General features: G+C 54.5%; 15 protein-coding genes and 1 pseudogene. 4 read left to right on the top strand and 12 right to left on the bottom strand.

Translation table 11 applies throughout. The annotated features are described in order from the left end of the window. Positions 1-128: 128 nt before the first annotated feature. Entirely contained in the window at positions 129-1340 is a 1212-nt protein-coding gene (locus ACT3T6_RS14540) for a YeeE/YedE family protein (protein WP_193054717.1), read from the bottom strand. A gap of 139 nt (positions 1341-1479) precedes the next feature. Continuing rightward, complete coding sequence (locus tag ACT3T6_RS14535; protein WP_193054718.1) at positions 1480-2502, bottom strand: AI-2E family transporter; 1023 nt, start codon at positions 2500-2502, stop codon at positions 1480-1482. A 1264-nt stretch (positions 2503-3766) separates the two neighbouring features. Here ACT3T6_RS14535 and ACT3T6_RS14530 point away from each other — a divergent pair. The 4 genes and pseudogenes from ACT3T6_RS14530 to ACT3T6_RS14515 all read left to right on the top strand — a co-directional run. Then, positions 3767-5563: an NAD-dependent malic enzyme gene (locus ACT3T6_RS14530; RefSeq protein WP_193054719.1), complete on the top strand. Its 1797-nt coding sequence runs from the start codon at positions 3767-3769 to the stop codon at positions 5561-5563. A 146-nt stretch (positions 5564-5709) separates the two neighbouring features. Next, complete coding sequence (gene fumC / locus ACT3T6_RS14525; protein ID WP_193054720.1) at positions 5710-7167, top strand: class II fumarate hydratase; 1458 nt, start codon at positions 5710-5712, stop codon at positions 7165-7167. A gap of 221 nt (positions 7168-7388) precedes the next feature. Beyond that, on the top strand, positions 7389-8204 hold the full coding sequence (locus ACT3T6_RS14520) for a cupin domain-containing protein (RefSeq protein ID WP_226912146.1): 816 nt from the start codon (positions 7389-7391) through the stop codon (positions 8202-8204). Positions 8205-8216: 12 nt separating this feature from the next. Next, positions 8217-8525, top strand: a pseudogene (locus ACT3T6_RS14515) (cupin domain-containing protein); the annotation flags it as partial. 71 nt (positions 8526-8596) lie between these two features. On the opposite strand, the gene ACT3T6_RS14510 reads toward ACT3T6_RS14515, so the two are convergent. The 10 genes from ACT3T6_RS14510 to tssA all read right to left on the bottom strand — a co-directional run bounded on the left by ACT3T6_RS14510 (position 8597) and on the right by tssA (position 21831). Beyond that, complete coding sequence (locus tag ACT3T6_RS14510; RefSeq protein ID WP_444625956.1) at positions 8597-9259, bottom strand: bacteriophage T4 gp5 trimerisation domain-containing protein; 663 nt, start codon at positions 9257-9259, stop codon at positions 8597-8599. Between the two features lie 87 nt (positions 9260-9346). Next, the gene (locus tag ACT3T6_RS14505) at positions 9347-9610 is read right to left on the bottom strand and encodes a PAAR domain-containing protein (RefSeq protein WP_193054722.1); all 264 of its coding nucleotides are present in this window, start codon (positions 9608-9610) and stop codon (positions 9347-9349) included. Next, the gene (locus ACT3T6_RS14500; RefSeq protein ID WP_226912147.1) at positions 9607-10518 is read right to left on the bottom strand and encodes a hypothetical protein; all 912 of its coding nucleotides are present in this window, start codon (positions 10516-10518) and stop codon (positions 9607-9609) included. Before ACT3T6_RS14500 ends, ACT3T6_RS14505 begins: the two co-directional genes overlap by 4 nt. Further along, positions 10515-12437: a hypothetical protein gene (locus tag ACT3T6_RS14495; RefSeq protein WP_193054723.1), complete on the bottom strand. Its 1923-nt coding sequence runs from the start codon at positions 12435-12437 to the stop codon at positions 10515-10517. Before ACT3T6_RS14495 ends, ACT3T6_RS14500 begins: the two co-directional genes overlap by 4 nt. Further along, positions 12434-13795: a DUF4123 domain-containing protein gene (locus tag ACT3T6_RS14490; RefSeq protein ID WP_193054724.1), complete on the bottom strand. Its 1362-nt coding sequence runs from the start codon at positions 13793-13795 to the stop codon at positions 12434-12436. Before ACT3T6_RS14490 ends, ACT3T6_RS14495 begins: the two co-directional genes overlap by 4 nt. Before the next feature lie 2 nt (positions 13796-13797). After that, positions 13798-15759: a type VI secretion system Vgr family protein gene (locus ACT3T6_RS14485; protein WP_193054725.1), complete on the bottom strand. Its 1962-nt coding sequence runs from the start codon at positions 15757-15759 to the stop codon at positions 13798-13800. Between the two features lies 1 nt (position 15760). Further along, a complete protein-coding gene (locus ACT3T6_RS14480; RefSeq protein ID WP_192528360.1) occupies positions 15761-16048 on the bottom strand; it encodes a type VI secretion system PAAR protein in 288 nt (95 codons plus the stop codon). A gap of 67 nt (positions 16049-16115) precedes the next feature. Then, entirely contained in the window at positions 16116-16700 is a 585-nt protein-coding gene (locus ACT3T6_RS14475; RefSeq protein WP_192528359.1) for a GNAT family N-acetyltransferase, read from the bottom strand. Further along, positions 16684-20331, bottom strand: coding sequence for a type VI secretion system membrane subunit TssM (tssM, locus tag ACT3T6_RS14470; RefSeq protein ID WP_193054726.1), 3648 nt, complete (start codon positions 20329-20331; stop codon positions 16684-16686). Before tssM ends, ACT3T6_RS14475 begins: the two co-directional genes overlap by 17 nt. Before the next feature lie 36 nt (positions 20332-20367). Continuing rightward, the gene (gene tssA / locus ACT3T6_RS14465; protein ID WP_193054727.1) at positions 20368-21831 is read right to left on the bottom strand and encodes a type VI secretion system protein TssA; all 1464 of its coding nucleotides are present in this window, start codon (positions 21829-21831) and stop codon (positions 20368-20370) included. Between the last annotated feature and the right edge of the window lie 10 nt (positions 21832-21841).

Genomic DNA, 21841 nt, shown 5'->3' with positions numbered 1-21841 from the left:
TTTCAAGCGTTTACGGTTTATCGACATAATGTACCATGTCACTACGACAAAGGTGGCACAGTCATACTTCTCTAGCCAAAAAAATGCCCCGACATTTGCCGGGGCAGCTGAAAATCAATACGTTATAATTAGCAGGTTTTTGCCGCTGGCTGGCGCCCTGCTTCACCGGTAAAGAACAGCGGACGCAGCTTCACACCGACAATATTGCCCGCAAAGGCAGCCACCAGCCACACCCAACCGTGCAAGCTACCCGACGCGATACCACTGAAGTAAGCACCGATGTTGCAACCAAACGCCAGGCGCGCGCCATAACCCAGCATTAAGCCACCAATTACCGCAGCCACCACCGAGCGCAGAGGGATTCTAAAATTAGGCGCAAACCGACCGGCCAAATGTGCAGCCATTAAAGCGCCCAACATAATACCGACGTTCATGACCGTCGTCATATCACTCCACACGCTAGCGTCAAGCGCTGCCGCATTACCTGGCGCCTGCCAATATCCCCAACCCGTTACGCTACCGCCGAACAATTCATATACCTTGGCTCCCCAAAGCGCGAAGGCCGACGTAATGCCCCACGGGCGACCAGCTAGCGCAAGCGTTGCGAAATTCAGCAGCGCCAAGGCCACGGCACCCGCCAATAACGGCCAAGGCCCGCTTAACCAACGCAGAGTAGCGGGTTTCTCAACCATGGGTACCTGTTCAAGTTGACCATGACGACGCTTTTCCATCACGAGGGTAAACACCGCAATCGCCACAAACAGTACCAGGCTGATGGCGATACCGCCCGTCGTACCTGCAATATCAATCAACGATATCGGCTCAAACGCTGGCAAACGCTGCCACCACGCAAAATGCGCCGAGCCAATTACCGAACCGATGATAAAGAAGACAAGCGTAATCAACATACGGGCATTACCGCCACCCGCCGTAAACAGCGTGCCTGAAGCGCACCCGCTGCCCAACTGCATACCAATCCCGAAAAGAAACGCGCCCACCAGCACGGAAATGCCGATAGGGGAGACAAAACCACTCACCGGCGTACCAAACAATGTACCGGCACCCAGCGCTGGGAAAAACAGCACCACGGCAATGGCCAGCATCACCATTTGCGCACGCAGCCCGCGGCCGCGGCGCTCGGTAATAAACACGCGCCAGGCAGAGGTAAACCCAAAGGCAGCGTGATACAACACCATGCCCAGCAGACCGCCTACAATCATTAGCAAACCGGTATTAGCGCCAAATATGACGCCAATCGTTAGCGCTCCTAATACAATCGCCGCAGTCGCCAGTAGTGGTACCCGATAACTGGCCGGAGTCGCGGCAGCCGTCGTCGACATAAATTCACCTATAGGTAACGCCAAAAGCGCCCGTGGATAGACAGGCGCTCTGGTCGATGTGGATAATCGTTATAAGCTTACCGCCCAGCCAACAGGGGGTAAATCATTTATGGCTAATCGTTACAGGGCTAACGAAAAATTACGGCTCTTTTTTATCGTCGTCTTCATGCGCCACATAGAGACGATTCACCATTACGAATAAAACAACCGCCAAGGGTGCGGCCAAAATAACGCCAGGTAAGCCAAACAACGTGCTGCTTGCAAGGAGCGCAAACAACAATAGCGCCGGTGGCAGGCTGACGGCACGCTGCTGCACCAAAGGCTGCAAAATATTACCTTCAATCTGCTGAATAATAACGTAAGCCATCAGTACGAAGAGCGCCGTCTCAGGGCTGACCGTATACGCCAACAGCAGGGCAGGAATAGCGGCGGCAATGGGGCCGACCAACGGTACAAAGTCCAGAAGACCGGCAACTAGTCCCAGTCCTAATGGCGCTGGCACGCCCAGCAGCCACATGCTGATACCCACCAGTACGCCCGTTACCGTCATGGCGACTACCTGACCGCCTAGCCAATAGCGCAATGCCTTACCACTCGCATCCAACGCCTCGCCCAAGCGCGGACGGCTTTTAACCGGTGCCAGTAATAAAAGACCACGGCGGTATAAGTCCGGCTGAGCCGCAAAATAGACCATCCCAACAATCAACACGAACAAATTGATAATACTGCCGCCCATTGAAACCACGATCATGCCGACCTGAGACACACCGCCTTGCATGATGCTTCCCGCATTTTCCACGGCATTATCGATCAAGGGCGCCAACTGCGAATCTTCAAGACGTTCTCGTAGTTGTTCCCACGCCTCAGGCAGCATGGTCGTAAGCGACTCCATTTCAGCTGCAATCTGTGCCCCGAACCCCCAGCTCATGAATCCCAATCCACCGCACAACACTACCAACACAATAAGCAACGATAGCCAACGCGGCACGCCGCGGTTTAGTAGTGGCGCCATGCAGCTTTGCAAAACACAGGCGCCCACCACCGCACCAAAAATCAAGATCAACAACCCTACGAGCTTCCAAAGTATCAGAGCGAGGGCTGCCAACATGAAGGTGATAAGTACGCACTCCGTGAACCGCTGATGTAAATACGTTGATCGCATTCAATACTCCCTTTGCGGATGCTTTGAATACATCAGGCTAGCAGCGAAGTGAACAGTGGGTTTGTGTGATATGTGATGGCCTTACTGATCCAATACACGTCCAAGCGGGAAGACCCTCTCAATACAGCACACGAAAGTATTCGCTGCCCCATTCCGGAGCCGTACAAACGAATACCTGGTACTGCAGTGCTATCGACCTAGCAAGGCCTGAAATACGCGGTTAACGCGAAACGACCGAACCGTTAACGCGCTTACGGGGTAATTCAATATAGACGCTACCGTATAGCGTCTAATAACGAATTTGAAATCGCTGCGATATTTTATAAGAAGAATTTAGAGAGAACACCAAGAACAACCTCTGTGCAGCAACGATTACCGCCCTAGCACTTTCTGAATACCTTTTAAAAACCTATTCTTATCAACTTCTATAGCGTTTCTTTACATAGTCAGAAAAAGCATAACGCAGAACCGTTAACCCTCGCACAGTCCTAACCAAAAAATCCCGCTAACACAAACTAGCTGCATTATTACTACCAATATAAGACAAAAAAATAATTAATACCCCATCATGAAAGAACAATCAATAACAAAAAACACATCCCAAATATTCTTTATATTAGATTGACTAGAAATACGAAGTACTCTATAGCGCATTGTAGCGCTCGCAGGGTTCGCTCAGTTGCGCATTGATATACTCAAACACCTGGTTTTTAGCATCGCCAGCATTCAACCATGTCTTCCCGAGGTGGAAAACACGAATTTCAAGGACGCTGAGAAGGCCATCTGATCAAGAGGGCAGTGCGCCAACAGTTTTTCATAAAATTCAACATGCATCCGTGAAGCGGCTTGACTTCCAGTGTTGAGATGATGAGCGAACTGATGGCGAAGCACCACGGGTGCTCCGCCACCCACTCCATGATGACTGTTTTGTTGCTCACTTAGAAGCTGCATCCATCACTTTAAAAATAAATAAGCAATATTTTTTATAAAACAATATTAATATTAAAGGCTTATTTGCTTCTCTCATACCTATCCATAAAAAGCGTCAAATCATCCTAACTTTTATATTGTTTTTTTCATAAGCTAATCTACATTGGTAAGTATCATTAATGACCTCTTAAGCAGTTTAAAAAGAAGTTATTCATGAGCAACAACCATTACAAGAACTATCAAGATCAGATGATGGGTAACTAATAACGCCTGTACTACAGGCTTTTGGCGAAAAAAGCGACGATGGGTCGCAACGATTAAACGGAGAGTTATAATGTTTAGCAGGCAAGCCAACATATCGAAAGATAGCTCTGGTCGCACGCGCATTACAACAGCAGCACGTGGGTACGCAGTACTTCGCGACCCATCTTTAAATAAGGGAACATCGTTTAGTCAGAGTGAGCGTGACGCACTTGGTCTTAACGGGCTGCTTCCCCCAATTATTACTACTGAACTTGAACCGCAACTCATCCGCGCTTATGCGGCCTATAGCGCGGCACCTACTGATCTCGCAAAACATATATATATGTGGGATCTCCATGATGACAACGTGACAATATTTTATGCTCTCCTTCAACGTCATATGATGGAAATGCTTCCCATCGTCTATGACCCTATCGTTGGTGAGGCAATTGAGAACTTTAGTGAGATCATGCACCGGCCACGTGGGATCTTCCTTTCAATCAATGAGCCAGAAAAAATCGAGGAGAAACTTGCGGCCTTCGGTGCAGGCGCGAATGACATTGATTTGCTTGTGGCATCTGATGCCGAGGAAATCCTTGGTATCGGTGATTGGGGGGCCAACGGCATCGATATTTCTATTGGTAAGTTGGCTGTTTACACTGCAGCTGCTGGCGTAGATCCGCACCGAGTGGTGCCGGTGATACTGGATGTAGGGACTGACAATGAGAAATTGTTGAATGACCCCCAGTATGTTGGGTACCGCCATGGTCGTATACGAGGCAAGCAGTATGATGATTTTGTGGACGCCTATGCGGCCGCAGCGCATAAGTTGTTCCCTAAAGCAATGTTGCACTGGGAAGACTTCGGTTCCACCAATGCACGCCGCATTCTGGCGCGTCATCGAGATAAGCTGCCAACGTTCAATGATGACATGCAGGGTACGGGCGCAATCGTACTCGCAGGTCTACTAAACGCGGTAGAACGCACAGGAAACCCCTGGAATGAACAACGCGTTGTAGTCGTAGGGTCTGGTACAGCAGGGTGCGGCATTGCAGATCAGATTCGGGACCAAATGGTTCGCCACGGAGTATCTAAAGAAGAGGCGACTCGTAAAATTTGGTTGGTGGACCTTCCTGGCTTGCTTACTGACGACATGACGGACGGCCTACTTGATTTCCAGCGTCCATATGCGCGGCCCCTTGATGAAGTCACTAATTGGAAACGCACACCCTGTGAGCCAATTCCGGCCGACGAAAGTCGCTGGCCTGCAATGGAGGCTCTACGCGCAGCACGCGCTGCCGCTAGCGGAATTATCGACCTTGCGGCGGTAGTCTCCGAAGTGAAGCCAACTATCCTTATTGGAACGTCGACGACCCCAGGCCGATTTACCGAAAGCATCGTCCGTGACATGGCGTCCAATGTTGAGAGGCCCATCATCTTTCCGCTTTCTAATCCCACCTTACTGCATGAAGCAACTCCTGCTCATCTCATAGAGTGGACAGACGGCAAGGTACTTGTCGCCACCGGCGCTCCCTTCGATGACGTGCAGTACAAGGGTGTCAACTATGTCATTGGCCAGGCTAATAATGCAGCTCTCTATCCTGGGTTGGGCTTTGGCGCCATTGTTGGACGCGTGGCCAAGATTACGGATGAAATGATTTTTGCTGCCGCGCAAGCGGTCGCGGGCCAAGGTCCTGAAGATAAGCCCGGCGCTTCGCTTCTACCATCGAATGCAGAGCTGCGCACCACATCCAGTGCAGTCGCTGTGGAAGTAATTCGGGTTGCTCAGAGTCAAGGGCTGGTGCGCGCCAAGGATCTTTCGGACCCTGTGGAAGCCGTACGTGAGGCTCAGTGGTGGCCAGTCTATAACCCTGTGGAAGCTGATTAAAGTAGTGCGAACTGACAGTCTACCTTCACATAGGGGGCAGGCTGTCAGTTCATTGTCGCTGACGATATTTCAATGACGCCATCAGCGTCTCCCCCCATTCCAACGACAGCTACGCTTTTATATCTTTGTATACAGGATAATAAGCTATGACGACGAATAATCAAGCAGATGCCTTACGTGATCTCCCCATTGGCATTGAGGCCGACGGCACACGTTCTGAATTCGATTCTATGGGAAGTGTCGACGTGCCGGCGGATCGTTACTGGGGTGCCCAGACTCAGCGCTCGCTGATTCACTTTAATATTGGTGATGATTTAATGCCAAAAGAGGTATATCACGCCTATGGATACGTGAAAAAGGCATGCGCTATGGTAAATGCGGCGGCTGGTCGATTGTCTGACACTAAGCGCGACGCAATCATTCATGCCGCTGATGAGGCGATCACCGGTAAGCTCGACGCCCACTTCCCGCTGTATGTCTGGCAGACAGGATCTGGTACTCAGTCGAACATGAATGTTAATGAGGTACTTTCGAACCGGGCAATTCAGCTTCTTGGCGGTAGCATCGGTTCTCAGCAACCCGTTGCTCCAAACGACGACGTCAATATGGGCCAGTCGTCAAACGATACATTTCCTACCGCCATGCACATCGCCTCAGTATTCGCGATTGATGAGGTACTGTTGCCCCAAGTAACAAAGCTTGTGGAGACGATTGAGAGCAAAGCCAACCGCTGGATGGACGTAGTAAAAATTGGACGTACGCACCTGGAAGATGCTGTCCCTTTAACGGTTGGCCAGGAATGGCACGGTTGGGCCGGGCAGATTAGAGCAGCAATTGCTGACATTGAGGCCAGCCGCTCGGGGCTCTACGAGCTGGCTGTCGGTGGAACGGCCGTTGGCACTGGCCTGAATGCGCCTAAAGGCTTTGCCGTCGACGTTGCTGCAAAAATCGCCGAACTGACTTTCAAGCCTTTCATTACAGCACCTAACAAGTTCACCGCACAAGGCTCGTTGGATGCAATGGTCCGAGCACATGCAGCACTTCGTGGGCTTGCAGTAGCGTTAATGAAGATTGCCAACGACATGCGCTGGCTGGCTTCTGGACCGCGTTGCGGCTTCGCCGAACTCACCTTGCCGTCCAACGAACCTGGCTCTTCTATCATGCCTGGAAAGGTTAATCCAACCCAGTGCGAAGCAATCGTCATGATTGCTATCCAGGTAATGGGCAACGATACAGCTGTTTCCGTCGCTGGCAGCCAAGGCAACTTCGAACTTAACGCCATGCGGCCTGTGATCATCAATAACTTTTTGCATTCTGCCCGGATTATCGCCGATGGATGCGGTAGATTTTGTGAGTTTTCTGTGGAAGGCACGGAACTGAACGAGAAGAAAATCAAAGAATACGTCGCAGGAAGTGTGATGCTAGTAACGGCTCTATCGCCCGTGATCGGTTATCAAAATGCAGCGCACATAGCCGAAAAGGCAATCGCGGACGGCACAAGCCTGCGTGATGCTGCCTTGGCTTCAGGCAAGGTTAGTGCCGAACTCTTCGACAAGACTATTAAGCCGCTAGATATGGTTGGCAGTGGACTTGCAGGTGCCTAAGAAAAATAGCACACCACTTTATCTTGAAAGTTCAATGATAACGTTTCTAAAGCAGACATATCGAACCTGGAGTTTGATGCTCTGGCCGTACGGTTATATAGCGCGAAGGAGAGTGAGGAGTTCGTTTAATTTCTGAATAGCATCACCCGGCTGTTATCCACTTCAACTGTAACAATAACTACATTGACCAATACGTTGTAAGTAAATACAGGAGCAAAGCCATGACTGATAAAGACGTACCTCAGCCCATTCGCGGAACCCAGGGCGCTGACGACCCAGGCCCACGTAATGTTGTTCTGGATAAAATGAACCCAGATATCTTCCTGCCTCCAGAAACCGACAATGCCGGGATCCCGAACCTGAAGTTTCCGTTCGCCATGGCTCATAACCGTCTTGAAGACGGCGGCTGGGCGCGGGAAGTGACGCTGCGCGAGTGCCCGGCTTTGGAAGAACTCGCTATCGTTAATATGCGCCTTGGCCCTGGTGTTATTCGTGAACTCCATTGGCATAAAGAAGCCGAATGGGCCTATGTAACGGAAGGCCGCGTGCGTTTCTACCTGGTTGACGAAAACCGTCAAACGCTGGTTGAAGATCTCGGGCCAGGTGATCTCTGGTTTGCCCCCGCAGGCGTTCCACATGCCATTCAGGGTCTTGAAGAAGGTACCGAATTCGTGCTGATCTTCAATGACGGTAACTTCTCCGAAAACGAGACACTGCTCGTCACAGAGCTCTTCGCACATATGCCGAAAGAGGTGCTGGCCAAGAACTTCGGTGTTCCGGAAAGTGCCTTCGACAACATCCCGCCTTCTGAAAAGTATATTTTCCGTCAGCCACAACCAGCGCCCATTGAGCAGGTTCGCGAAGAGCTCGGCGCTGGTAACATGACCGGCAAATATGTGTTCCGGGGAGGCGATATTCCTGAAAACACATGGCAAGGCGGCGCGACCAAAATCATCGATTCGAAAAGTTTCGACGTCACGACCATGGCGATGTTGATGATTAAGCTTGAGCCCGGCGGTATGCGAGAAATTCACTGACACCCCGATGCTGATGAAATTCAGTACTACCTGTCTGGCCAAGCACGCATGACGGTGTTCAATGCTGTCAGCAATGCGCGTACTTTTAACTACGGCCCCGGCGACGTCGGCTATGTGCCAAAAAACCTGGCGCACTACATTGAGAATATCGGTGACGAGCCAGTGTATGTTCTCAACGTATTCAACAAGGGCGACTACCGCGATGTCTCACTGAACCAATGGCTGGCACTGACACCCGCCAGCATTGCTCAAGGCCACCTGGACGTCGATGACACACTAATGAAGTCACTGCGCCGCGAGCGTTGCCCGGTAGTGAAGTAATACAGTTGGGCAGTCATTGAAAACCGCTAGCCAGCCTCGTTGAGGCTGGCTTTTTTACGCTAAAAAGTGCGTCAATCATCCATCAGACAAAACCGCCCAAGGCCGACCGCTGAACGAAGCTTGTCCATTGTTTTGGTTGCCTCTTCACGCGCCCGTTGATAAGCCATATGAGCCCTCAGGTGACGTAACAACACGTAAAAAAGCCAGCGCCAACGCGCCTGCGCGATCTTCTTGAGGTTTTGACATGCTGCGGCCAGCAGACATTGCTCTTTGACACGCGCCATAAGCTCCCCGTCCGCCTTGAAGGTAATATCGCCATTGGCACGGGTTTGATAGCTACCCCCAACCTTTAACCCGCGCTCTCCATCAATCTGTTCAGTGTGGTTGGTGTGCACGGTGACATCGCGATTGCCGTCAATGGTTTCGATGCGGTCCTTGGCGACCAACAAGCGGGAATTATTACCAATGGTCGCGATGTCATCGAACTCTACCCGCCTCTGGCGGGAGTTCAGAACATGCAGCTCCATGTTTTCCTGGGCATGCATGTAGATGAACTCTTCCCCCACCTGGTCTTCGAAACAGAGTTCGTTAAACCCTTTGCCCTGATGGGTCTGCGTTTTAATGCCAGTACGGGTTTTATGCTCGGGAAATGGGTACGGTGAAAGATTATCCGCGTGACAGGTACGCCCAGTGACCAACGGCTGATCCGGGTCGCCTTCCAGGAAGGAAACGATGACCTCGTGGCCAATCTTGGGGATGACGATACTGCCGTAGCCGCCTGCCTAGGGAAGCGCGGATTCAGCAGCTGGCCTACACGCGGTTTAGGGCTCGACCTTAGCACTGCTCGACGCGGTAATAATCTCACCGCCATGATCCGTCTTGCAGCCAAGATATGCCGTGGGGCGGCCATCATGATGGGAGTGGCTGGAACCTTCGATAATGGTCGCACCGCAGCCGGTTTTATCCCCCACCCGCGCTACGGGCTGGCCCTCTACTTGAGAGGGCGAACCGGAGGTGATTTCGGTAGTGCCGTGGCCATGGATGGGGCAACTGTGCAGGTCGCCTTTACGAGCTACGGGTTTCATCGGCAGATTTCCCACTGGCCATCGCGTTGGATGAAGTAGAGTCTTACGTTTGAGACTTGTTCATCACTTCCTGCGTGCCCAAATCGAATCGGCGCTGCTACTCCCTCACGGGTAAGCCAAGCCACACGATTATCCGCTCCTAAATTCAATGTCATCGGCTCTTCTGGAAAAGGATCTAGCTGGAAAAGGTTAGGATTATCAAAGAACATGCTAAAACTTGCTCGCTGGCGCACGTAGGCTTCGGATTCTCCTGAAGCTAAAGCAAGCTCTTCAATCATGGTTTTCGATGCGTCCATTAGCGCATTGTTATCTTGGGCCTCAAAGAGTGTATATAGTCGGCGATATTCACGGGCTAGGCTATCACGGGTAGCATTACTGTCTCTTAATACGTCGCCTTCCTCCCAGCACCAAGTGGGCATCGGCTGACGGTTGTTAAAAGGCACCTCCAGTCTGAAATAGTCATCATCCCAACGGATGGAACTAGCTACCACATTTAATGGAGCTTGATCATCTACATTAACAACTTCTGGTTTAAAACCTTCGAGACCAGGTTGTATAACAACCTCAAAGGCGGTTTTGGCTTCAGTGTTGGGGTTTTCCCCCTGCTCCCAATACTCCATGGAGAGGCGCAACTCATGCTGCTCTTCAAATGGTTTATCAGAGGGCACTGGCCATGCGTAGAACTGGATTTCGTTACGACCATTACGTATGTATTGGGATGCTGGCAGCATTGTATTTTGATGCCCCGGCACCCCTGAAAAATTTAGCATTATCTCTTGCATGTCTACTGAAGATGCCAACCCATTCACGCTCCAGCGTACGCCGAACTGGTACTGTGTTTCTTGGGCCATTGCCTGTGTCTCCATCATAACTAAAAAAGATAGTAATAACGCCACTAATGTTTTCATGAGAAAGTTATAAACTCCCCTGTATAGCCCTCTGCGAGGGGGTAAGTGTTAGTATTTTCTGAATCTTCAACCCAGTTGATTGTCATGGTGTTTAGTACGGCTTGTCGTGAATTATTAGAACTGGGGCTTGGGCGACCACCAGCATCTGATTGTCGACCACCTGACTCTACATTCACTTTCTTGAACGACTTTATTTTTAAGGCAGCGCCTTTGTGGTAAAGCTGATACCCCCAACGGCCTTCGTTTGTTTTAATTCGAATACCACCTTCGGTAACGACTTCAGCCTCGTATTTGAAAACATGTCTATCGGTGATGATCGAGTCAAAATAGCCAAGAATACCGCCCATGGCCTTAGCGGTAAGTTTGACTTCAACCTGACCTCTGACAGTTGATTCGTCGAATTTCCCCTCATGAAAGTCGTAAACGCCTCCAAGCAGTTCATCGGCAGTAGCATCCTCCGATGCCTTGAACCCCGCCCCAAGCGAGATTGCCATGAAAAGCGAAGGATCAATTTGATATTGGGCAACAAGCAGGTTTCTTCCTGTTTCCGCATCTTCCAAGAATGTGACTAGCGTATGAGCCGCTGCTCCTAAAGGAGTAACGACGGGCAGCCTTCTTAACGCACGCTTCAGCGCTAGATAAATATCGACCTTGACACCAAATGCAAAATCCAACGAAAGGCCTACATCTAGCTTCCACGTAAGCTCAGGGCCTCCATCCTGCTCAATCTGCTCGGTCCCAACTTGCATACTTAGCTTTGGGCCTACCGTAAAAATATTGGCTAATTTATCTGTATCATGTTCAGTACTCAGCCTTTTTGCCAAGCTCTTGGCATTGGTTGTCAACGAATCAATAAATTGATCAATTGAACTCCCTTGCTGACGAGCATTTTGCTGCCTGCGAAGCGATGGAGCACTATCGTAGGTCGTGGTTGCGCTACGATATTTTCCTACTTTGATATTTTTGGTATTACTGCCACACGTTACGCCTATTTCAGCATCGACTTGCCAGCCCTGCTCATGCGTAATCTGCCTGGGGTTACTCCCCATATCCAATTCAACACGTAATCGCCTAGCCTCACTTCGTGGAATATTCTCGGTTCCTATTTGAGGCGGCTGTACACTCACTTTTCCTTTAAATTTCAGGCTAGGCACAGTGACAGAGGTAAAAAGAAAGTCTCTTGTACCGTCATAACTGATCCTGAATTGCTCCTCCTTTGCCATGATGCCTCGATTCATGATGATATCGAGAATAATGACAGCCGTCTCGAAAGCAAGGCCATAATCCCCTAACCGAGGAATGTTGGTCAGAGGAGAGCGGGGATTCGTTTCAACTTTAAATGGTATCTCAACTCCCGAGCCAATAGGCGTACCCCTTAACTCTTCGGTCCAATACAACGTGTGCATTTGATGTGGGCAGTCATCGGCAAGCATGATGGTGACAGTGCCCTCATCCTTGAACGTCGAACCGCTCAGAAATCCTTCAAAGCTCAACTCCCCCGCTACCGCTTGGTCGGCTACGAAATAGATTTTGCAGTCGGTATCTTCTAGCTCATTTACGCCCTGCAAAACTACCCGTGCATTGCTACCACCGTGACAGACAACTTCAACCTTCTCGATACAAGGGGTTTGCGAAGCGCATATAACACACATTTCACCAAATTCAGGGTCTTGACGGCTTTCTCCGTCTGCTGGCTCCCAAGGAATTGGGCTTTCAGTGAGCCGGTCAGCGCCGCTAGAGACATATTCACTATAAATACTATTGCTGACTTGCCCCTGAGCGACGACCGTTCCTGGATGGCTATCGTCGTTCGCCATCGCATTTTGGATCCTGCTTAGTAACCTTTCAGGCTGTCTGAAAGCCTCTGACTGCTCTTGCACCAGATACGCCATGTCCTCAAGAGTCGGTTGATAACTCATGACCGCTCCTCACTGACAATGGGTCGATAGTTGTCGTGCTGCATATTGCCTTCCTCATGACGATACGGTGCGAGTAACACATGCCGAATGCGTCCTCGGGGTAGCCAAGCATCCAACTGGTCACGCTTTCGCCAGCCAGCCATTTTGGGATTTTCCAGGATGCGCTGAGCCTCAATGTGGCCGTCGGGGAACGTTTCACCAAACTCGATCACGCACTTCGTCAACGTTCGCACCTGCTTTTTGGACCCCAGCCCGTAGCGTTGCCCCAGTTGTGCGGCGGTTTGAACAGCTGACAAACGTTGGTCAATCAAGGTTCGGGGGTATTGCTCACCAAGCGATAGGGCGAGGTTCGCCTGGGCGCGCTGCTGCATCAGGACGCCAAAGCGTTCGAACTCTTCCTGGCCGATAGCAAACTGACGGCTCTGCCTACCGGTATCGCGGGCTTGGCTACTCAGCGACACCTGCACCAGCCGGCCCTGCACCTCGCTTGCCTGGGTATCAAGTGCTACCGACGGCGTTAGCGTTAGCTCCGATGGCAACGCCATCAGCGGCGACACCGGCGCGATGATCGCTTCCAGCGGCGCCATAAAGGCCGCCAGCTTCCAGGGCTCGAGCGCCTGGGTCATATCCAGGGCTACACGGGGGTCGTAGAAGCGGAAGTACACCGGGGCCTGGTCGTTGGCGGACGTCCAGAGCATGGTGAACTTGCGAAGGTGCGTGCGCAGTTGCTTGAGCGTGGCGTGGGAGTGAAACAGCACGCCCCAGTGCTGGTCCTGGGGCAGGCTTTCCAGCCAAGTGCGAATGTCGCTGTCGGCTTCAATACGCACAAGCCAGGGGGCATTGGCCTGAGTCGTGGCATTGGTAGAGGCGTACAGGCACGTATGCTGCGCATCGGTTTGAGCCAGGCGTGCCTGCACCTCGCGACAGTTCACCCCGTCCACCACTGCCCATAGGGGCGGCTGGTTGGCACTCAGCAATGCCTGCCATGAGGTTTCGCTATAAGTCATGGGGGCAATGTAAGGCGCGGGCACAACAGGCTCCGGCTCGGCGATGAGGGGCAGCATCTCGCCGTACACCACCGGCTGTTTAGATGACGTCGCATGGGCCAGTTCCACCAGCATCTGCGACATTCCCTGGCGCCGAAAGCGTTGTAAAAGCGTTTGCACTGACTCCAGCTTCAGAAGGCTCAAGCCTTCTTCCTGGAGCCGGGTTTGAAGAAGCGCACGCACCTCATCTTCTGATGCGGCCAGTACCGCTACGGAAACGACGGCCTCATCGGCTTCTTCCTCCCACTGTCTGGCTGCCGGGGTATTGGCCACAATATGGCAACGGGCAACCCAGTAATCCGGCGTCGCCATGGTTACTCCTCTTCCAGCGGACAGTGAGACACGAAGGGGCTGCCTTCGCCCGCGGCTACTTCCAGTACGGCAGGCACCGGTGGCAGAGCTGCGGCGCTAGGTGATGCCGAACCCACGTTCAGTACCGGTGTCACATCCACACTGCCGCCGGAGAGTACCAGTGCCGACCCGCCCGCGACCAGCGTGATCTTGGTCGCATCGAGAATGAGTTCGCCGTCGGCCTTGAAGGTAATATCGCCATTGGCATGGGTTTGATAGTTGCCCCCAACCTTTAACCCGCGCTCGCCATCGATCTGTTCGGTGTGGTTGGTGTGCACGGTGACATCACGATTGCCATCAATGGTTTCCACACGATCCTTGGCCACCGCCAGGTGTGAGTTATTGCCAATGGTGGCGGTATCATCGAACTCGACGCGCTTCTGGCGGGAGTTCAGGACATGCAGCTCCAGATTCTTCTGAGCATGCATGTAGATGAACTCTTCCCCCGCCTGGTCTTCAAAACAGAGTTCGTTAAACCCTTCGCCCTGATGGGTCTGGGTTTTAATACTGGTACGGGTTTTATGCTCGGGTAAGGGGTACGGTGAAAGATTACCCGCATGATAGGTACGTCCGGTGACCAGCGGCTGGTCGGGGTCGCCTTCGAGGAAGGAAACGATCACTTCGTGGCCGATGCGCGGAATCGCAATGCTTCCATAACCGCCGCCTGCCCAGCCCTGAGCCACACGCACCCAGCAGCTGGCGGTTTCATTGGGTTCGGCGTAGCGGTCCCAAGGGAACTGTACTTTTACGCGACCGTGTTCGTCGCAGTAGATCTCCTCGCCTTCCGGGCCGACCACAAACGCGACCTGGGGGCCGTCCACGCGGGGTTTGGGATTGGGCGTGGGGCGCCAGGGGGCGTCGCCGGGTATGAGGGTGACCTGGTTGGCGTAGCGTGTCATGCCGCTGGCATCGCTGTGCGTCATACCATCTTCTTCCAGCGCCTGGGGCTGCTCGCCTACGTGGCGTGCCTCTACCACTTGCCAGTCGCGGTTAAGGCTTTGCGTGTCGTGGTCGGTCAGGCTGAAGCGCACGCCGGGGGCAAGTTCGGGCAGGTCGCTTTCAGCATTCGCGGTGATCGCTTCGCGGCGAAGCTCTTCCAGACGGATGCGGGTAAACGGCTGGCCCGAGGCGTCCTGCTTGTAGCGGCCGGGGTAATCGAAGTGTTCGTAATCCGTCTGCTGGCCGTGAGCTTCCACGTCGCGGCCCAGGTGTTCGTGCAGTTGGGCGTAGGCCGGGTTCTTGAAGCTGTAGTCTTTCAGGGTGGCAGTGGCCGCCGCCACACGGGCAGTGTGGCTGAGCTTGCGCACATGGCGGGTGGGCGCGGTGCCGCCAGCACGGCTGTGGTAGGTGCGCTCGCCTAAATTTGCCAGCACTTGAGGATCATCGGCAAACACTAGCCGGTGAGCGCTCTCTTCAAATTCATGGAAGTAGAACAAGCCCTCTTCGGCGGCGAGGCGTTCGATAAATGCCAGATCGGTCTCGCGGTACTGCACGCAGTATTCACGCTCGGGCAGCTCGCGGGTGACGGCGAAGGCCACATCGGTAATGCCGCGCTCATCACACAGGGTATTGATGATGGTTAGCGGGTCGACTTTCTGGAAGATACGCGAGTTATGGCGCAACGAAAGCCGCCAGAGCGCCGGGCGCAGCACCAGGGAGTAGAAGGTGCGCCGATGGCCGCGGTCGCCGCGACCAAACTCGCTAACGATACCGTGCACGTGACGCAACGCTTCACCATCCTGCCAAACGGTCAGGGTGGCTTCGCGGTCCAGCAGCTCGGCGGCGTCCAGGCGGCCGTCGCGGCTGGCCAGGTTGAGTACCAGTTCAAAAGGCTGGGAGAGCGCTTCGCGGTGGGTAAAGTCGATCACCGCGATATCATCAACGCCGGGTAACGTCAGGGTAAATTGCAATCCTGTGCTTGCCATCTTAACTGCCCTCTCCTGAACCTGAACCAATGACGACACCACCGCAATCGACCGCATGGCCTGTTAAAGCAGCTGGTTTGCCGTCAATAAGAATCGTGCCGGAACCCTGGGCTATCGCCCGTGGGTGCGGGGGGTGATTGGGCTTATCGTGAGGCTCTAACGGGTCACCTACTCGGGCCACCGGTTTGCCATCCATGATGACCGTGCCACTACCCGCAATGACGGGCGTAGGGGGATAACCATCATGGTCGGTTCCTATATCACCTACGAGTACAAATTTCTGGCCCATTACCACTGCTCCTTTTCTGGTCCCGTATCTTCCGTCCTGCCTGCCACTCTGCTGTCGTGCTGGCGGGCTACTCATCCCACTGAGCGGGGGCTTCGTAACTTGCCACTTCCAGGGCATCCACGTGCTGACGGGTAAAGCCTGCCGCCTCCAGGCTGTCGATGGCCGAATGGCAGGCCAGCGGCAGGCGTGTTTGCAGTGGTACGCCACTTAAGCTGCGCCGTATCGCCATCAGCAGGCGAGTACCGTGGCCACTGCCCTTCCACTCCCGACTGATATAGAAAAACTTGAGCTGCCAGGCGGCTTCGTCATCAGGCCGACAGACAAGCACCATACCCAGCGGTGGGCCTTCACCATGACGAAGTGCTAGCAGGCGGCCCTGCCAGTGCACTACCTGGCCATTTTCCCGCTGCATCCACACCTGGCGATTAACGGTGAATTCAAGCGCTCGACGCAACGTGTCGAGCACGCTTTTATCGCGCAGCACCCATGGTGAGTGGCCTTTTGCATCGGCGTGATACACCGCCTCGATAAAGCTGTCGATATCCTCGTTGCGCGCATCCTCCAATGGGCGCGAGCGCTTTGCGCCATGACGCTGGCGTGTGGCGGGCGTTACCCCGCCCGAGGTAAACAGCTGCTTAAGTTTGGTCAGCATTGCCACCTCGCTCGGCGTAAAGGGCAGACGGCAGTTGGAAGCCTGCCGCCAGCGGGCGTGTGAAGGGGTTAGGCGCGCCGTTGGCAAACAGGCGATAGCGCATGGTGCCGCCGTCAACGTTGAACCTGAGTTCAAGTTCGCGCTCGCTTACACTGGTAATATCGGCCTGTTCCAGAAGCCGAAACCATGCCCAGGCGCCATCCTGGGTAACGCTGCGCGGTGAGCGGTTCACCTCGCTCGGCACCATGGTGATGCGGCTTTCGGTGCCGCCGCGTAGCGCGTTTGGCCAAATCATCGACACACGCTGGCTAGCACTGTGGGCATACTCGATCAGTTGCCCATCGACGCTGATCACGCTGCGCCGCTTGTCCGGTGAAAGGCTGATGGGTTCAAGCGCAAACTCCACGTCCAGCGCGCCGTCGCGGCTGAAGTAGGCGCGACGGATCTGCTCGGCCTGCTGAATGGCGGTGTACAGGCTGTCGCGCAGCAGCGAATTACCTTCGGCATCCACCAGGTACTCAGGCGCACCTTCGATAAAAGGCTGCAAGCTGTCCTGGTAGAAGGTGTCCAGCGTGCCACCTGGGGCGAAGAAGTCCTCAAAATCGCTCAGCGCCACTTCCTGGCTGGCATTAGGCGCCAGCGGGTAGCGGCCTGCCAGGCGCTCCTGATAGGGCGCGACCACGTCATCCAGCCACTGGCTTTCAAGGTGACGCGTGGCACTGGCCATCATCAGTTGCCAGCTCTGGTCGGCCAGGTTGTGCAGCATGCGGCCCACCGGCTCTGGCGTACTATCGGCAATGCGCTGCAGGTTGTAGATGGGGTCATTACCGCGCAGCGACAGGCGGTCACGCACGCTAACGAAGGCGGCACGCCCTGTATTGCTCGACTCCTCAATCTCCATCAAGTAATCACGCAACGCGGTTACCGCCGTTTTAATCTCCTCAAGCGAAGAGGGATTATTGTTACGCGCTTGGCTTAGCTGATTGATGGGCGTGAACGGCTGCTCAATGGCAAACGCAAGCTGGTAACGCTGCGATTGGCGGAGCGCCTCACGGGCCTGCTCGTCATCGTCGGGGAGCTCGGGGTAGAGGCTGGTATTGCGTTCCACCGCGGCCAACAACCTGTCAAGCGGACGCTGACTGCCCACCAGAGCATCTGCCACCACAATGGCCTGATGAATATCGGGCAGTGGCACTAGCTGGGTATCACGCAGGGCATCGCGCCAGCTGGCATGGTAATCCCCTACATAATGCTCACGCAGGGCCACCTGAAGCTGCTGCCGGTCGGCTTCGCTGAAATTGATGTTATCGCGCTGACCCAGCACCCAGACATCAATCAGAGCAAGCTCCGTCGCCCGGTCAAGCTCTTGTAGGAAGTAGTTCTCAAAGCCATCGCGGGTGAGCAGATGCGGCAAGCGCACATTTTCAGGGTCATCGTTACGCGACATAAACACGGTGTTGAACAGCGTGCCCACGCTGCGGCGTAGGTCCAACGGCTCCCCTTGACGATTACCGGCGGCCTTAAGGGCAGCGTATACCCGTTCGTCGATGGGCTGGCGTGACAACTCCTGCTGAGAGGCGGCAATACTTCCCTGAAGCGGGGCCATAGCCTGCTCGGCGCTCGGGCTGCCTTCGGCAATACGGCCTTCAAGGTCGCTATGTTCCAGCGCGTAGTCCAAATGCATCAATAGTCGCTGCTGAACCTCGCCCTGCTGGGGAAAGCTCCCCTGCCAGCGGTTGGCCATAAATCGCTCAACGCGCTCCGGCTGACGGCCACTGGCATCCGACATCATGCGCAGTACACGCAATAGAGAAAGCTTCGTGTTACTGCCCTCTTCGGCGCGGTTCATATCGTCCATGATGCCGATCATCAGCGCGGGCAGGAACTGACGCTCCAGCATGGCAAGATAGGCACGTTCCACCTGGGCACCAATGACATGCCCCTGATACAGCCCCATATCCGCTAAATAAGGCGTATGTGTGCGGTATCCGTCGAACGTTTCCAGGGCATAGCGCAGCCGGTCAAGTGGGTCCAGTAGTTCAAAACCAGTGGGATCATCACTCTGGAAGGCTTCAGGCTGGGTGGCCAAAAAGGTTTCTGCTCGCTGCTCAACCGCCGCGAGCGATACGCTGTTTTTCTGATAAAAATGCGTCCAACCGCCTACCAGAATAACCCCTAGCACCAGGCATGCCGCCAGGCTTGCCTTGCGCACGCGCCTGCGCCGTTGAGTAACTCGGGCGTTGTCACCGGCAAGCCCCGCCTCCGGGTAAATAACCTTATCGAACAGCTCTTCGGTAAAGTAGAGCGCGCTGCGCGTGGCCCGATGAGCAGGCTGAACACTGTCATCCATTCCATAGCGCCGGGCAGCAGCATCCACGAACGGGTCTTCCGGCACGCCTTGCTGATACACCGACGTAAAGTAGGCACCACGCACCATGGCAGCGGTTGAAAAGCGGTCACTGGAAAGTGCCTCCGTCAAAAAGCCAAACAGCACCTCGCGCAGCCCTGCCAGTTGCCGCACAAAACGGAAGACGGATTCACGCTCTTCACGGTCGCGGCACTCGGAAAGCATGGAAGGCATCAGTTGGTTCAGGCGCGCCAGCATGGCGTCGTAGTCGGCCTCGAACTCTGCTTCCCACTTGCCCGGGGTGTCCATGGATGCAGGGGTAAACGTAAAGCCCAGCGGCGCTCGGCGAGCAGCACGAGAGTAGTGACGAAAGAAATCATCAAAGCCGTGCAGCAAATCCATCTTGCTGAACGTGACGTAAACGGGCAGGCGAGTGCCGTGACGCTCCATCAGTTCGCGTAATCGGCTGCGCAGAAGCGCGGCATAGGCTTTGCGAACGGCAACCTGGGCATGGCTTAGTCGTGCAAGATCCAGCACCAGCACGACACCATCCAGCGGGCGCTGGGGGCGATTACGCTCCAGCCAGCCAACAAAGTGGTCCCACAGCCTGCGCTGAAGCTCTTGAGGCTCGCCTCCTTCCATTGCCCCTTGGGTTAACAGCTCGCCATCAGGGTCAATCAGTACGGCCTTATCGCCAATCCACCAATCGAACCCCAGTTGGCCTTGTTTACTGCTCTGCCCCGAGGCTTTCATGACATGGGTGAGGGCAAAGTTCTGGCCGGAGCGGTTGATCAGGCTGGTTTTTCCAGCATTTTCCACGCCCATCACCAAATACCACGGCAAGCGATAACGGCTGTTGCTGCCCCCCAGGCTGTCGGAAATCTCGTTGAGCGCAAGGTTAAGAGAGGTTTCCTGACGCTCAACCTGAGACATGATCGGGTCTTGCAGGCGCGCTTCTTCTTGCTGGCGCTCGTCATCCAGGCTGCGTAGCCGCCGGGCAAGACGTACGCCCCATATAACAGCAACGAGCGTTACGACCGCTAGCGTTGCCAGCAGGCGGTTGGTCAGCGGGGCAAGAGGCATCATGTCACCCACTTCCCAGCGTGGCCCCAACCACCAGATTGCGACCACTAGGACAACCAACAGTAGCGCCCATAGCAGCGTGGATAGCCGCAGCAGCCCTTTGGCTTTATTGCCGTGAGCATTGGCTCGATTTTTTGCTGTTTGCGCCCGCGACAAGCCAGGCACCCAGCGGCTCAGCTTCGACGTTATGGTTGACCACATTAGCCTTATCCCTCGTCCCTTTAATGATGACCGTTATCAGTGCGTTTCTTGGACCGCAGCGTTCAAGCGTGATACCAACGCGGGTTCCCACTGCTCTAACGCAAGCGCAGTTACCGTTTGCTGCAACGTGCGATAGTGCTGCTGAGCCAGGCTTTCCAGCCCTGTCTCATGCAGCAAATCAGCACTGGCCAGTCGCCAGTACGCACTTTCCCTTGGTGTTCTGGCACTGCTTAGGCCCTGATCAAGCACCTTTAGCGCCTTGCCTATATCGCCGCTTTCCACGGCTTCGCGCGCCTCTTCAAGCCCGGCATGCCAAGCCTCGCCACCCCCAACCGCGCCGCCGCTGTTTTCGGTGCTGTATAGCCAGCGCTTCGTTTCTTCATCAACAAACAAAGCGCCGCTGTTAAAAGTAAGCGCCTCGATACCCGCCAAGCGCTCTACAAACCGCAGTGTTTCATCTCGGATCGCCTCCGCGCAGCGGGTGTGGCCAAGCTGCTTGGCAAGCCCGGCGCTCAGGCGATGCCCTTCCAACCAATAGGGGCTTAGCGCCAGGCTATTTTCGATACGCTGCCAAAGCTCGTTGTCTCCCCCCTTGGCTAGCGCCTCACGATAATCAGCGACACGATCAGCCGACACCGGCGCAAGTTCAGTTTTGCCGTTCTCCTTGGCGGCGGGCAGCGCTTGAATCGTGCTCCATACCGCATAACGGCGCAGGCGGTAGGCTAAGGGTTCTCCTGGCGATTGCTCGCCTAAAAACTCCGCCATCTTGAGCAGCGCTTGACGGTTAGAACGCTCGTTTCCCGCCTCCAGGCGAAGCTCAGGCGCCTTGGCCGCTGAAGGCGTGGTGGTGGCCTGCTCCTGGCGGCCAGCAGATTGCCCTGCTGCCTGCCCGGATGACTCTTGAGAAGGCGCTTGAGAAGCGGCTTGCGCAGGCTGTTGAGTGGGCCGCTTGGCGTTTAACTGGCGGCTTAATTCGGCAACCGCCTCGTCCGGCAGCGACTTCTCGGCCACCTGATGCTCAAGCTCTTTCAGCGAGGATTGGCACGCTTCAAACTCATCATCGGCATTGTGAAAATCGAGCGTTGATACGAGCTTGACGCTGCGCTGGATTAACTGCTGAAACAGCCTGGGGCGCATCTTGGCGCCGCGTTTTCCTGCAAACGGGTAAGCCTGTTCCCACCAGGGCTGGGCAATACTCCGGGCAAGCAAACGAAGCGAGAGTGCAAAGCGCACGCCGCTACTACCGTGCTGCATACAGTGCATCAAATGCCCCAGCACTTTTAGGTCCTTGCCTCGCTCGCTCAGCATACGGATGGCCAGCGCCTCGGCGACGTCCCACTCCACCGTTGCGTGCTGGAGCGAACCTATCTTCATCATTTCCTCATCCAGCGTCAGATAGTCATTGCTATCTTCAACGGGAACGCCCACCTGCTCCCCCTGAGCATTGGCGGCCAAGGGTGCCAGTAAGGGGGCTAGTTGTGACTCGGCAGTAATGCGCATAAAACCTTCC

Origin of the sequence: Halomonas sp. 72 (genome assembly GCF_052379785.1) — a bacterium.
Taxonomy (GTDB): domain Bacteria; phylum Pseudomonadota; class Gammaproteobacteria; order Pseudomonadales; family Halomonadaceae; genus Vreelandella; species Vreelandella citrativorans.
The sequence above is the reverse complement of the archived record's forward strand: the minus strand, read 5'-3'. Positions and strand labels throughout refer to the sequence as shown.